Genomic DNA, 13,817 nt, shown 5'->3' with positions numbered 1-13,817 from the left:
TATAATACTCCCCTGAATTAAGACCACTGGTTAAGTTTAAATTTGCTAATTTTAAACCAGTGTATTATGAAAACGCAAAGACAAAAACACTCAAGCGCCTTCAAGGCGAAAGTAGCCATTGAAGCATTGCAGGAACGGGAATCCATAAGTGAAATTTCGAAGAAGTATGGGATCCATCCCAACATGATATCACGATGGAAGAAAGAGTTTCTGGAACGGGCACCGGAGCTTTTTGACAAACCGGGCCAGGAAAAGAAGGGAGAAGTTGATATCGAGAAATTATATGCCAAGATCGGACAGTTAGAGAAGGAGCGGGAGTTTTTAAAAAAAAACTTAAAGAAGTTGGGTCTGTAAGAGAGCGTCTTGATATGGTTAACCGTGAAGAGAGATTGAGTATTCGCTGCCAGTGCAAACTGGTAAGTGTAAGCCGTGGAAGTTTTTATTACAAACCTCTGGGCGAGAGCGAGGAGAATCTGAATCTTATGAGACTGATGGATGAGCAATATCTTGAGCATCCCACAGAAGGAGTAAAAAGGATGCGTGATTTTTTGCTTACCCTTGGAATACTTGTCAATCATAAGAGAGTACGTCGATTATTGAGGTTAATGGGCCTGATGGCAATTTATCCCAGGCGTAATCTGAGCCGGCTTGGACAGGCGAAGTATATCAGACCCTATCTTCTGCGAGATTTGCAGGTAGTGCGTCCGAACCAGGTATGGGCAATTGACATCACATACATTCCTATGTCCAGGGGCTTTCTTTATTTGACGGCGATAATAGACGTTTACAGCCGCTATGTTGTCGGCTGGGGAATATCCAACACTCTTGATGCTGCCTGTAGCCTCAATGTAACAAAAGAAGCTATTGCCAGGCATGGAAAGCCGGAGATCATTAACTCGGATCAGGGCAGTCAGTTTACCTGTCATGAATGGATTGATTTTCTTGAGAAAGAAGGTATAAGGATTAGTATGGATGTCAAGGGAAGGGCTATTGATAACATCTTTATCGAAAGGTTCTGGCGTTCTTTGAAGTATGACTATGTCTATATCAAAGTTCCTTCTGATGGGCTGGAACTTTATCAGGGACTTAAAGAGTATATGGATTATTACAATAACCGGCTTTGTCATCAGGGTATCGGCCATCAGATCCCGGCAAGCCTGTACAAATCAGCGGCATGATATTAACAGGAATTGCAGATGTTAACAAAAGAAAAAAGTAGGCAAAAAAGAAAATGTGTTAATAACCAGAATAACTCGAAGAGTTATTCTGGTTATTAACACATAATCATCATAATAAAAAAAACTTATATTTGTATAACCCGTGGTTGAAAAACGGGGAGTACTAAAGTTTTGGGAGAGGATTTCGTCCCGGTTAGATATTGAGTGAAACGTTTATCCTTGCGCATGAAAAAATGCACAATGTGTCTAAAATATCGTTTTCTCTTCTTTTCGTAGGGATTAACACAGAAGCCGGCGCACAACCAGGCGATAGGTACTTTTGAGCTCGCCTCATAGGCTTCTTCAGAAGAAAATGCTGGACGGCGCCGGTAAGGGGGATAAAAAAAGCGGCAAAACCTGGGTTCAGGTTTTGCCGCATAAGCAAAGGTTGTATGTGTTATTTTACTTCCTCGAAGTCTACGTCGGTTACTTCGCCGTCCTGTGATTTGCCGGTTCCCGACTGAGCACCGCCTGTATAGGCCTGTTGCTGGCCGGTCTGAGCTCCGCCGGAAGCGGCCCGGTACATTTCTTCCGAAGCTGCCTGCCAGTACGTATTCAGTTCGGCAGTTGCCCTGTCAATCGCATCAAGATCCTGGTTCTTATGAGCATCTTTCAGCGCATTCAGGGCCTTTTCGATATTGCCTTTCTTGTCGGCAGGCAACTTGTCGCCAAACTCCCTGAGCTGTTTTTCGGTCTGGAAGATCAGACTGTCGGCCGCATTGAGCTTGTCAATCCGTTCACGGGCCTTGCGGTCAGCTTCTTCGTTAGCCTTGGCTTCATTTTTCATCCGTTCAATTTCGGCGTCGGTAAGACCCGATGAAGCCTCGATACGGATGCTCTGTTGCTTGCCGGTGGCCTTGTCCTTGGCGGTCACATTCAGTATACCGTTGGCGTCAATGTCGAAGGTAACTTCGATTTGCGGAATGCCACGCGGTGCCGGTGGGATACCGTCGAGGTGGAAACGGCCAATGGTCTTGTTCTGAGAGGCCAGCGGACGTTCTCCCTGCAATACATGAATTTCGACCGACGGCTGGTTGTCTGAAGCGGTTGTAAACACCTCCGTTTTCTTGGTAGGAATGGTGGTGTTAGCTTCGATCAGCTTCGTAAACACGCCTCCCATAGTTTCAATACCCAGGCTGAGAGGGGTAACGTCGAGCAGCAGCACGTCCTTCACTTCACCGGTAAGCACACCACCCTGGATGGCAGCTCCTATGGCCACAACCTCATCGGGGTTGACGCCCTTGCTGGGAACGCGCCCGAAGAAATTTTCCACCAGTTTCTGGATGGCAGGAATACGGGTTGAACCTCCCACCAGAATCACTTCGTCAATGTCAGAAGGCTTCAGTCCGGCATCGGCCAGGGCTTTTCTGCAGGGTTCAATAGTTGACTGGAAAAGTTTGTCGTTCAGTTTTTCGAACTGCGCCCGGGTAAGTGTTTTTACCAGGTGCTTCGGAACACCGTTTACCGGCATGATATAAGGAAGGTTGATTTCGGTGGACGTAGTGCTCGAAAGCTCAATCTTGGCCTTTTCAGCCGCTTCTTTCAGACGCTGTAATGCCATCGGATCTTTCCGCAGGTCCACACCTTCTTCCTTCATAAATTCTTCGGCAAGCCAGTCGATGATTGTCTGGTCGAAGTCATCGCCTCCAAGGTGGGTATCACCATTGGTGGATTTCACTTCGAAAACGCCATCACCCAGTTCGAGAATGGAAATATCGAAGGTTCCTCCGCCCAGGTCATAGACGGCAATCTTCATGTCCCTGTTTTTCTTGTCAAGGCCGTATGCCAGAGCGGCTGCCGTAGGCTCGTTGATAATACGCCGTACGTTCAGTCCGGCAATTTCACCGGCTTCCTTGGTTGCCTGGCGCTGCGAGTCGCTGAAGTAGGCAGGTACCGTGATGACAGCTTCCGTCACTTCATGGCCCAGGTAATCTTCCGCCGTTTTCTTCATTTTCTGAAGAATCATGGCTGAAATTTCCTGGGGTGAATACATCCTGCCCATGATCTTAACCCGCGGCGTGTTGTTTTCGCCACGCACCACTTCAAACGGCACCCTCTGAATTTCCTTGGTAACCTGATCGTATGTTTCCCCCATAAATCGCTTTATGGAGAATACCGTATTCTTGGCATTGGTAATAGCCTGCCTCTTGGCCGGATCGCCAACTTTCCGCTCTCCGTTTTCCAGGAAGGCAACAACCGACGGTGTGGTCCGCTTCCCTTCGTTGTTGGGAATAACCACCGGTTCATTTCCTTCCATAACGGCCACGCACGAGTTGGTGGTCCCTAAATCGATTCCTATAATTTTGCCCATGTTATTGTTTTTTTTGTTTTTACTTCGTTTTAGTTTTCCTCCTATTTAATCAATGTTTGTGCCAATCAGTATCCGGCATGAAAATGTGCCCGGAGAAGCTTTATTTTCTGCCGTTTTTAGTATATTATGACAAAACGTCAGTTAGTATTTGGCATGGTTTGAACGATGGAATGCGAACTCTTTTGTAGCTTTGCTCAGATATTTTCTAAAATTTCTGTTTATGGCTGTTTTTGATACAGTAAGGAAAGTTACAACCCATGTTTTGTACGAGATGAAGGTGCGGGGGGAAAAGATAGCTATGCTGACGGCGTATGATTACACCTTTGCCAAAATCCTCGACAGGGCAGGGGTTGACATCATCCTTGTGGGGGATTCTGCCTCCAACGTAATGGCAGGGCATATGACCACGCTTCCCATTACACTTGACCAGATGATTTACCATGCTGCGTCGGTGGTAAGAGGGGTACAGCGTGCCCTTGTGATTGTGGATCTGCCTTTTGGTACCTATCAGGGAAACTCTCTGGAAGCCCTGCAATCATCCATCCGGATCATGAAAGAGACGGGAGCTGGAGGGGTAAAGCTGGAAGGAGGAAGCGAGGTGAAGGAATCGGTGATGCGCATTCTTTCGGCCGGCATACCGGTAATGGGCCATCTGGGCCTCACCCCCCAGTCAATTCACAAGTTCGGAACCTACACGGTTCGTGCCCGTGAAAAAGCAGAAGCGGAGAAACTGATTAACGATGCCCTTTTGCTCGAAGAGCTGGGTTGCTTTGCTATTGTACTGGAAAAAATTCCTGCTGTTCTGGCCGCCGAAGTGGCTTCGAAGGTGAAAATTCCCATTATCGGCATCGGAGCCGGGCCGAAAGTGGACGGACAGGTGCTGGTGCTTCATGATATGCTGGGGCTTACCACAGAATTCTCACCAAGGTTCCTGCGTCGTTACCATAATTTGTATGATGAAATTACCGGCGCAGTGAGAGCTTATATCAGCGATGTGCGGAGCCTTGATTTTCCCAACGAAAAGGAACAATACTGACCGTGGAAGTACTATACGAAGACAATCATCTGATTGCTGTCAACAAATCGGAACCTATACCTGTGCAGCAGGATCCTTCGGGAGACGAACCCCTGGAGGAGAAGGTGAAAAAATACATTGCCGAACGGTACAAGAAAAAAGGAAATGTTTTCCTTGGAATTGTCCACCGGATTGACAGGCCGGTGACCGGGGTTGTGCTTTTTGCCCGCACCAGCAAGGCACTTGAACGGATGAACAAACTGTTTGCCGGCCGCGAGGTAACGAAGTTGTACTGGGCTATCGTTAAAAATGCCCCGCCTGCCGATGAGGGGGTACTGGAACATTATATTGTACGGAACAGCAAGCAGAACAAGTCGTATGCCCATGACCATGCCGTACCGGGCTCAAAGCTTGCCCGCCTCCGCTATAAAGTCCTGGCCAGGTCAGACCGGTATTACCTTGTTGAGATTGACCTCGAAACCGGCAGGCATCACCAGATACGCTGTCAGCTTGCGAAAATCGGCTGTCCGGTAAAAGGAGATCTGAAATACGGAGCCGAACGCTCCAATCCTGACGGAGGAATCAGCCTTCATGCCCGTTCCCTTTCATTTGTCCACCCGGTTGCAGATACCCGCGTGGAGATTGTTGCCCCTCCTCCGGCTGACCCGCTGTGGGATTTCTTTGTAAAGACCCTGAAGTAAAAGGCCGGAAATCACCGGCGGGATGATGGAATCAGTGCGGAAACGGCTGAGGCTTTTGATAACTATTGGCTGGTTGTGAGTAAAATGGTTGAAAAGTGATTATCATCCGTCGGCCGAATCATTAGATTTGCAGAAAAAATCGTGTACCGCACAGCATCTGTTCTTCTGGTTGTTTTTCTTTTGTTTTCAGGGAGTGTCAGCGGGCAGAAAGGCCGGATGACCCTGGAAGAGTATGTAAGAACCTACCGGGATTTTGCCATTGAAGAAATGAACCGGAGCGGAGTTCCGGCGTCGATAACCCTTGCGCAGGCTATACTGGAATCGGACTGCGGAAACAGTACCCTGGCCAGGAAGGCCAACAATCATTTCGGCATTAAATGCCATAAAAACTGGGACGGGAAGACGCATTACCATGACGACGACAATCCTAATGAATGTTTTCGCAAATATGAATCTGTTCTTGATTCATACAGGGATCACAGCGATTTTCTGAAGAACACTCCCCGGTATGCCGACCTGTTCCGTCTGCGGCCTGACGATTATAAAGGATGGGCGAGGGGGCTGAAAAAGGCCGGATATGCCACCAGCCCAACTTATGCCGAACAGCTGATAAGGATCATTGAAGAAAACCATCTGCACCAGTACGACCTTGCCACCATCCCCAAAAAGAAGCGGGAGGCCGGAGAGGTCAAAGCCCCTGCCGGCGTCCAGCCGGAAACGGAGGCGGAATTTACGGTCGACATTGTCCCTCACAGGGTGTATGTGCGCAACCACACCGATTATATTATTGCCAGGGAAGGGGATACCTATGAAAAAATTACCAACGAAATGAACCTGATGCCCTGGGAACTGGCTTTGTTCAACGATATGAGCAAGGACACCCCCATTCGTGCGGGGGATGTACTTTACCTTGAACCCAAGCGCAACCGTGCTGAGAGGGGATTTGACGCCCATGTGGTGGAAAAGGGAGAAACCATGCACCTCATTGCACAGAAGTATGCCATAAAGCTGAGGCAGTTATATAGGCTGAACCGCATGAAGGAAGGGACCGAACCTGCCGAAGGGGAACGCATATTCCTCCGCCATCGCAGAAAGGCGGATGATGTGGTCAGGACGGTTGATCAGAATCAAAACGGAGAGCCGAAGGGTCCCGGATCCCTCTGAGGAATTCAACGGCTGAAATCTTTTTGCGCCCTTCGGCCTGAAGGGAAAGTATATCAATGAATCCGTCAGGCACCGCTGCTTTAAGAAATGTTTTTCCGTCGGTTACCACCGTTCCGGGTTTCAATGAATGCTCCTCTTTATTAAAAGAAGCGAGATAGATTTTTACCCGGGTTTTCCCCTGCGGAAGTATCCAGCTTGTATAGGCTCCGGGCAAAGGGCTCAGCCCTCTGATGAGGTTTGCCACTTCCTGTCCGGGCCTGTCCCAGCGGATGCGGCACATTTCTTTTGTGATCTTGGGGGCGGTATGCAGGATGCGGTTTGGTTGGATCAGCTCTTCCTGGCTGCGGGCAACATACCGGCCGGAGGCAATCAGTTCCACTGTTTTCAGCACGAGGCCGGCACCCAGTTCTTTCATCCGGTCGTGAAGTTCGCCGGCTGTTTCCTGCGGGCCGACAGGGATTTCTTCCTGCAGGATGATCTTACCCGTATCGAGGTTCTCGTCAATGAAAAACGTAGTAAGGCCTGTTCTTGTCTCTCCGTTGATAATGGCGTGGTTGATGGGTGCGGCACCCCGGTAATCTGGCAGGAGTGAGGCATGCAGGTTGACGGTGCCATGAAGGGGAATTTTCCATACTTCCGCAGGGAGCATACGAAAGGCCACTACCAGGAAAAGATCGGGATGCAGGTTGCGCAGGGCGGTGAGAAAAGCGGGGTCTTTCAGTCGCTCCGGCTGAAGAACCGGTATGCCCGCCTTCTGGGCAGCAAGTTTAACGGCTGAAGCCTGCGGCTGAAGCCCTCTGCCTGATGGTTTGTCAGGTACAGTTACCACAGCCGGCACATTCCAGCCGTTATGGATCAGAGCCTCCAGCGAAGGAACGGCAAACTCCGGAGTGCCCATGAATACAATCCGAAACGAATCGCTTCTGGTCATGTAGTTACTGCTTCCCGTTATCGTTGGGGTAATAGCGGACGAGGTTCAGGAAATGCCCCATCTTGTCGCGTTTTGTTTCAAGATAGAATTGGTTGTGCGGATTGGGGGGCACTTCAATCGGCACGTTTTCGACAATTTTCAGTCCGTACCCTTCCAGTCCGGCTCTTTTGATGGGATTGTTCGTCATCAGCCGTATATTTTTCAGACCGAGCAGATGCAGAATATTAGCCCCGACCCCATAATCCCGTTCATCGGCATTGAAGCCGAGATCGAGGTTGGCTTCCACGGTGTCGCGGCCTTCCTCCTGCAATTTGTAGGCCTTGATTTTATTGAAGAGGCCGATACCCCGTCCTTCCTGATTCATATAGAGCAGAACGCCTTTTCCTTCTTTTTCAATGCGTCTCATGGCTTCGTGCAGCTGGTCGCCGCAGTCACAACGATACGAACCGAAGATATCGCCGGTCATGCAGGAAGAGTGTACCCGCACCAGCACCGCTTCATCGGGTTCCCAGTGGCCTTTGATGAGGGCAATGTGTTCCAGTCCGTTCGACTTCTGCAGGAAAGGAATCAGCCTGAAATCGCCATAGCGGGTGGGCAGATGTACTTCCACCCCTTTGATGACAATGCTTTCGCGCGCAAGGCGGTAGGCAATAAGGTCCTTGATGGTAATAATTTTGATGTTAAAGCGGCGGGCAATTTCCATCAACTGGGGAAGGCGGGCCATGGTGCCGTCTTCATTCATAATTTCGACCAGAGCGCCTCCTTCCAGCAACCCGGCCAGATGGGTGAGGTCAACGGCTGCTTCGGTGTGGCCTGCCCTGCGCAGAACGCCTTTCTGTTTGGCTTTTAGCGGGAAAACGTGCCCCGGCCGGGCCAGGTCTTCAGGTTTGGTCTTCGGGTCCACCAGCGCCCGTATAGTCTTTGCCCTGTCGGATGCTGAAATGCCCGTTGTTACTCCGTGCCCGATCAGGTCAACCGATACCGTGAAAGCGGTCCGGTGCAGGGCCGTGTTCCGGCTGGTCATCAGCTCCAGTTCGAGCTGTTCGCAGCGCTCCTCCGGCAAAGCAACACAAATCAAACCCCGCCCGTGCATGGCCATGAAATTTACCATTTCGGGCGTAATCAGCTCGGCTGCTACAATAAAATCCCCTTCGTTTTCACGATCCTCATCGTCAACCACAATAACCGGCTTGCCCTCGCGGATATCGGCAATGGCTTCCTCAATGGTGTTGAGCTTAATCCCGGTTTCCTGACTGGTGACGTTTTGTTGGTTGCCACACATTGCTATGTATTCCTTTTAAAAACTGGATACAACCTGCTGCAAGTGCCAGGTTGGATACCATAAAATGATTTAGGAAGCGCAAAGGTACAATATGTATCCCGAATTTCCTGAGCAAAAAATCGGCCAGAGTGAGAACGATGGCCGCCGAAATAACCAGAAAAACTATCTGGTAGAAAACACCCTGCCGGAAAAGAAGAAGGGAGGACAGGAGCAGAAGGATAATCCACAGGGGGCCGAGCCAGCGGAGAAACTTATGGGCAAAGAAGCACAGGGATCTTGCTCCTCTGGAAGGGAGCAGCATGTGCCTGAAATATTTCAGGTTTTGAAAGTTGCCGGCAGCTATTCTGGTTTTTCTGCGGAATTCCACCCATGGATCATTTGATACGTCTTCGGTTACACGGGACGTGAGGCTGTTGATGGCATAAAATCCCTGCTGCAGAACATGCATGTTGATAAAGAAGTCATCGACAAGAAAGGTATCGGGAACGGGGGTAAAAAGTTGTTTTCGTATGGCAAAACATCCTCCGAAGGGCCCCATCATACAGCCCCATACGACACTTTCGAGGTGTTTGATTTTTACTTCCCATGCAATGTAGGCATGTTCCTGTCGTGAAATGCCACTTTCGTCAATTCCCTGGTGCTGCATATGCGAATCAACAAGGCCTGTATGCGGATCTTTGAACGAAGCCACAAGTTCTGCCAATGTGTCAGGATGAAATATGACATTGGCGTCGGTAAAAACCAGTATATCTCCATGTGCCTGTTCTGCCAGAGTGTTGATGATCTTTACCTTTCCCATCCTCTGTGTGAAGAAGAAAGGACGGAAGGAGGGATATTTCAGCCTTGCGCGTTCAAGTATTTCATTTGTGCGGTCGGTTGAGGCATCCGAACCGGCAAGAAATTCAATTTTGTCGGAGGGATATGTGCTCCGGTAAACACTTTCGATCTTTTCTTCAAGAACATCCTGTTCATTGTATGCGGCCATGATAATGGATATACCGGGCAGTTGGTCTCCGGGCCCGAATTTCTGCACGGTGATCTGCCGGAATCGGGAGATGAGGAAAAGAAAGGTCGGGAAAAGAAGGTACGTAAACAGCAGGGCGCCGAGGGCAAACCAGAATATAAGGGAAGGTATCATGCCGTATGGCTTTTGTAGAATGCAAGAAGTTTCCCGGTCAGGTCTCTGTTGTTGAAGCGGGAGAAGACCAGCTGACGGGCAGCCAGGCCTGTTTCGGCAATTCTTGAAGGCCGGGCGGCCAGGGTAAGGATGGCATCAATAAAGTCTTGGGCCGTTTGAGCATGAAAGAGTTCTTTGCCTTCAGATGCCGGTATGCCTTCTGTGCCGAGCTCTGTGGAGATGACGGTTTTTCCCATCGCCATGGCTTCAATGATTTTCACCCGTATGCCGCTTCCGGCAAACAGCGGAACTACCAGAATGTTTTTATCGCGCATAAAGTCACGGGAGGAAGGCACTTCCCCGTGAAACACCACCGGATGGCGACGGATTCTTTTCTGCAGTTCGGGAGCGGCATTCCGGCCTGCAATATGGAATGCCAGATGCGGGAATTCCCTTTTTACTTCGGCCCATACCTCTTCGAGAAACCATAAAAGGCCGCTGATATTGGGCTGCCAGTCGAGTGCACCGATGTAAAACAATGACGGAGGGTCTGTCTGAAAAACGGGCTCGGGATAATCTCCCGGATCGATGCCAAAGGGGATTATTTCCAGAGGCTTTTCGTTGCCGTATTTTTCAAAGAAATCAGCATCGCGTTCGGTGATGGTGACAAGAAGGTCGTACTGATTGACCGAGGCAATTTCCATACGGCGCAGGCGGCTGGCCAGGATCCCGGTGTAGGCTTTTTTTAACAGCGACTGCTCCTGATGGAATTTGCGGAGCCAGATTTCCGATTCAATATTGTGTGCCCTGAGAACCACAGGCGCGGAGGTGCAGGACCGTATCACCGGAAGGTAGGGCATCAGGTACAGACCTTCAAGCTGGATGATATCGAATTTTTTCTCGCCGAGAAGACGGCGGAGTTCTTCCGAAAAGGCCGGTACAACGAATCGTTCGGCGTTGTATGGCATCCGGCTGAAAAACAGGTTGAGCAATGCTTTATGGAACCGGATATCGGTATTGACAGGGACTGTCCGGAAATTGGCCATTTTTTTCACCGGCTCGGGCAGTCTTTCCATTTCAAAAAAGTGTTTGGAGGTATTCATGGCCAGCATGGTTACCTCATGCCCGAGTTCATAAAATCCCCTGGTAAGGGCAAGAGTAGCCAGAGCACCTCCGTCATTGGGTGGCCAGGGGAATTTTATGGAAAGCTGAAGAATGTTCATCCGGCAGAATTTTCTTCTTCCACTTTAAGGGCGATCATAATCTTACGGATAAAGCGGGTGTATGTGTCAAGATTGAGTATGGCCGAATCGGTGGTAGCCTTGTAGGTAAGGTATATGCCAAGGGGGAGGAGGATGGCCGACGAGATCCACATTCCTTCGGCAGCCGGAATCAGGTTTTCGCGCACCATTTTTTCACCGATCAGTGAAATCACATAATAGACTACAAAAAACAGCACCGATATGACCACCGGCATACCCAGCCCTCCTTTGCGAATGATGGCGCCGAGCGGGGCTCCGATAAAGAAGAAAATCAGACAGGCAAACGACAGGGTGAACTTCCTGTGCCATTCAATTTCATGGCGGCGTATTCGCTTGATTTTGTTGTAAAAGGTTTCTTTCTGCGATGAAATGTAGCTCTGGGCGGTACGTGCCAGGCCCAGAGCCTGCGAAATGACCAGCTTCTTGTCCGGCAAAGGCAGGGTGTCGTAAATACTGTCGGGGTAGAATTTTTTCAGCGTGAGGGGTGGATTTTTCAGGAAGAGGGTATCGCCCTCTTTCTTTTTTCTTACTAAAAAATCACTTCGGAAGTAATTTACAGCCAGCAGGTCTTTGTAAAATACCTGCCGGTTAAGATTAAAGTCCTGATTAAGCGAATCCCTTGCTTTGGAAAGTTGTTTGAGATTCATCATCTGATACCCTCCTTTGAAGAGGTTTTCGTCGGTACGGTTGAATCCGAATCCGCTGAGGGAAAGGATGAGTTCCTGCTGCTGAAAGTAGTCCATCCTGTGCGGATAGGTCCTGTGACTGCGGCTTCGTGTTTCATCTTCCAGCTCGTTGTAACTGTACCCGCTGTATAAAATGAAAATCAGGTTGCTGTCGGGAGTCATTTTCATTAAGCCGGAGTCAGCAGTGGTAACGCTTATGTTTCCTTTGCCAGCCGTGTGGTCGTAGATTTTGATATTGTACAGCTTGTTGGTACGGGGGTCTTTGCGTCCCACCTTTATGCTGTAGCCGTCGATTCCGTTATAGAAGATTCCTTCCGTAATCTGAAAAGCCGGCCGCTTTTGCCGGATGTCATAGAGCAGGGCTCTCATTTTCAGATTGGCGTAAGGCATAACGTTGTTGGAAAAAAAGAAGGCCAGGACGCTGATGCCGGCAACCAGAACGACAAGGGGCGCCATGATTCTCTGCAGGGAAATACCGGCCGATTTGAGGGCTGTAAGTTCATAGTTTTCGCCCAGGTTTCCGAACGTCATGAGGCTGGCCAGCAGGATGGCCAGGGGCAGAGCCATAGGAACCAGACTTGTTGAGGTGTACAGCAGCAGTTCGGCGATCACTCCGGCCGATAAGCCCTTTCCTGCCAGTTCGTCAATGTACTTCCACAAAAACTGCATCAGCAGGAGGAAGATCACTATGAAGAACGTCAGGAAAAGCGGGCCGATGAACGACATCAGCATGAACCTATGAAGCCGCTTGATACGCATGAAGAATGATTTCAGTCACTGATTCCTGCAAAAGTACTTTTTTTTGCCAATCTGATGGATGAGAATTGCATGATGAACGAACGGATAACCCTTTAAAGGCCGATAACATGCTTCAGGCGTGCAATCTGCATATTCCATAGCTCAATGACATCGTCCTTTTCCTGTTCTTCGGCGTAATCGGTAACGATGAGGGCAACATCGCCGGTAAGCTGATCCTGGCGGATACGAAATTCAAAGTAGCAGTTTTCACAGCCTTTTTCAAGCCAGCGGAAGCGGATATACCTGTTTTCTTTCTGGGCCAGTATTTCCGCACTTTGCTGTGAACCTTTCCAGAGAAAGGTGAACACTTTGCCTTTCAGGTTGACATCGTCGGCAAACCATTCCGACAGTCCTCCGGGCGTGCTCAGACGGGAAAACAAAAACGAGGGGGAAACATTCAGGGTATATTCCAGTTCAAAGCGTCTTTTCATTGAGCGAAAGAAAAATATCCGTTTCAATAAGTTGCAATATAATAAAAAAAGTTTATCAGCCAAACCGGGGCAAAAGGAATGAAAAAAGCCGGAGAAAATGAAATGTAAAATATTGTATTAGAGCAAATTGTGTAAAAATAATCACAAGAAATAGTCCGAAAATGAAAAAAATGTATATTTGCAGTCCTGAAAAAAAACGGTTATTCCGGAAGCAAGAGCAAAAAAGTGTAATGACGGGATGACCGGATCAGGAGCCCGAGATGGTGTCCTGATCATAGATCGGGAAGGTCGGGGGTTGATTGGAACAGATAAAAATGACGTCCCGACAGGTCGGGACAGTTGGTTAGAGCGTCCCGATCATCGATCGGGAAGGTCGGGGGTTGATTAGAATAGATAAAATGGCGTCCCGACAGGTCGGGACAGTTGGTTAGAGCGTCCCGATCATAGATCGGGAAGGTCGGGGGTTGATTAGAATGGATAAAATGGCGTCCCGACAGGTCGGGACAGTTGGTTAGAGCGTCCCGATCATAGATCGGGAAGGTCGGGGGTTGATTGGAATAGATAAAAATGGCGTCCCGACAGGTCGGGACGGTTGGTTAGAGCGTCCCGATCATCGATCGGGAAGGTCGGGGGTTGATTAGAATAGATAAAATGGCGAGATAGCTCAGTTGGTTAGAGCGTATGATTCATAATCATGAGGTCGGGGGTTCAATTCCCCCTCTCGCTACAAGAAGAGTTCAGAGAGAAAATCTCTGAACTCTTTTTTATATTTGGGTATGCGTTACTTTGTATACATATTGTACAGTGCGTCGATAGACAAGTATTATGTGGGTTACACTCACAGTCCACAGGAGAGGCTGGAAGAGCACAACGCGGGAGCAACCACTTCGACCAGGCGGGGG

The 13,817-nt window shown here is 49.2% G+C and carries 13 protein-coding genes and 1 tRNA gene; 7 read left to right on the top strand and 7 right to left on the bottom strand.

Annotation, left to right across the window (positions count from 1 at the left end; all coding sequences use genetic code 11):
* The first annotated feature begins 66 nt into the window (after positions 1-66).
* Together GX419_11235 and GX419_11230 are read left to right on the top strand one after the other, a co-directional pair.
* A complete protein-coding gene (locus tag GX419_11235; GenBank protein NLI25266.1) occupies positions 67-354 on the top strand; it encodes a transposase in 288 nt (95 codons plus the stop codon).
* A complete protein-coding gene (locus GX419_11230; GenBank protein ID NLI25265.1) occupies positions 279-1,178 on the top strand; it encodes an IS3 family transposase in 900 nt (299 codons plus the stop codon). The genes GX419_11235 and GX419_11230 overlap by 76 nt, the downstream gene beginning before the upstream one ends.
* 436 nt (positions 1,179-1,614) lie before the next feature.
* On the opposite strand, the gene dnaK is transcribed toward GX419_11230, so the two are convergent.
* Complete coding sequence (gene dnaK / locus GX419_11225) at positions 1,615-3,528, bottom strand: molecular chaperone DnaK (protein ID NLI25264.1); 1,914 nt, start codon at positions 3,526-3,528, stop codon at positions 1,615-1,617.
* 220 nt (positions 3,529-3,748) lie between these two features.
* Between dnaK and panB the strand changes: the two genes are divergently transcribed.
* The 3 genes from panB to GX419_11210 all read left to right on the top strand — a co-directional run bounded on the left by panB (position 3,749) and on the right by GX419_11210 (position 6,408).
* Positions 3,749-4,564, top strand: a complete 816-nt coding sequence (panB, locus tag GX419_11220; GenBank protein NLI25263.1) for a 3-methyl-2-oxobutanoate hydroxymethyltransferase — start codon at positions 3,749-3,751, stop codon at positions 4,562-4,564.
* A gap of 2 nt (positions 4,565-4,566) precedes the next feature.
* The gene (locus GX419_11215; protein ID NLI25262.1) at positions 4,567-5,244 is read left to right on the top strand and encodes an RNA pseudouridine synthase; all 678 of its coding nucleotides are present in this window, start codon (positions 4,567-4,569) and stop codon (positions 5,242-5,244) included.
* Between the two features lie 141 nt (positions 5,245-5,385).
* Positions 5,386-6,408, top strand: coding sequence for a LysM peptidoglycan-binding domain-containing protein (locus GX419_11210; GenBank protein NLI25261.1), 1,023 nt, complete (start codon positions 5,386-5,388; stop codon positions 6,406-6,408).
* Here GX419_11210 and GX419_11205 read toward each other — a convergent pair.
* From GX419_11205 to GX419_11180, 6 genes are all read right to left on the bottom strand, one after another.
* Positions 6,353-7,339: a methionyl-tRNA formyltransferase gene (locus tag GX419_11205; GenBank protein NLI25260.1), complete on the bottom strand. Its 987-nt coding sequence runs from the start codon at positions 7,337-7,339 to the stop codon at positions 6,353-6,355. The genes GX419_11210 and GX419_11205 overlap by 56 nt on opposite strands.
* Positions 7,340-7,343: 4 nt before the next feature.
* A complete protein-coding gene (locus tag GX419_11200; protein ID NLI25259.1) occupies positions 7,344-8,621 on the bottom strand; it encodes a bifunctional 3,4-dihydroxy-2-butanone-4-phosphate synthase/GTP cyclohydrolase II in 1,278 nt (425 codons plus the stop codon).
* Positions 8,575-9,759: a glycosyltransferase gene (locus tag GX419_11195; protein ID NLI25258.1), complete on the bottom strand. Its 1,185-nt coding sequence runs from the start codon at positions 9,757-9,759 to the stop codon at positions 8,575-8,577. Before GX419_11195 ends, GX419_11200 begins: the two co-directional genes overlap by 47 nt.
* The gene (locus GX419_11190; GenBank protein ID NLI25257.1) at positions 9,756-10,961 is read right to left on the bottom strand and encodes a glycosyltransferase family 4 protein; all 1,206 of its coding nucleotides are present in this window, start codon (positions 10,959-10,961) and stop codon (positions 9,756-9,758) included. Before GX419_11190 ends, GX419_11195 begins: the two co-directional genes overlap by 4 nt.
* Positions 10,958-12,439 (bottom strand): YjgP/YjgQ family permease, encoded by a 1,482-nt coding sequence (locus GX419_11185; protein NLI25256.1) that lies wholly within the window; start codon positions 12,437-12,439, stop codon positions 10,958-10,960. The genes GX419_11190 and GX419_11185 overlap by 4 nt, the downstream gene beginning before the upstream one ends.
* Positions 12,440-12,537: 98 nt before the next feature.
* Positions 12,538-12,915 carry an SRPBCC domain-containing protein gene (locus GX419_11180; GenBank protein NLI25255.1) on the bottom strand — a complete coding sequence of 126 codons (378 nt, stop codon included), beginning with the start codon at positions 12,913-12,915 and terminating at the stop codon, positions 12,538-12,540.
* Positions 12,916-13,568: 653 nt separating this feature from the next.
* Here GX419_11180 and GX419_11175 point away from each other — a divergent pair.
* Both GX419_11175 and GX419_11170 read left to right on the top strand, forming a co-directional pair.
* Positions 13,569-13,642 (top strand) — tRNA-Met (locus tag GX419_11175).
* Positions 13,643-13,691: 49 nt separating this feature from the next.
* A partial coding sequence (locus tag GX419_11170; GenBank protein ID NLI25254.1) for a GIY-YIG nuclease family protein occupies positions 13,692-13,817 on the top strand: 126 nt, incomplete at its 3' end.

It is taken from the genome of Bacteroidales bacterium, from assembly GCA_012517825.1.
In the GTDB taxonomy this organism is placed as follows: domain Bacteria; phylum Bacteroidota; class Bacteroidia; order Bacteroidales; family JAAYUG01; genus JAAYUG01.
Note: the sequence above shows the minus strand (reverse complement) of the source record. Positions and strands in the feature narration are given on the sequence as shown.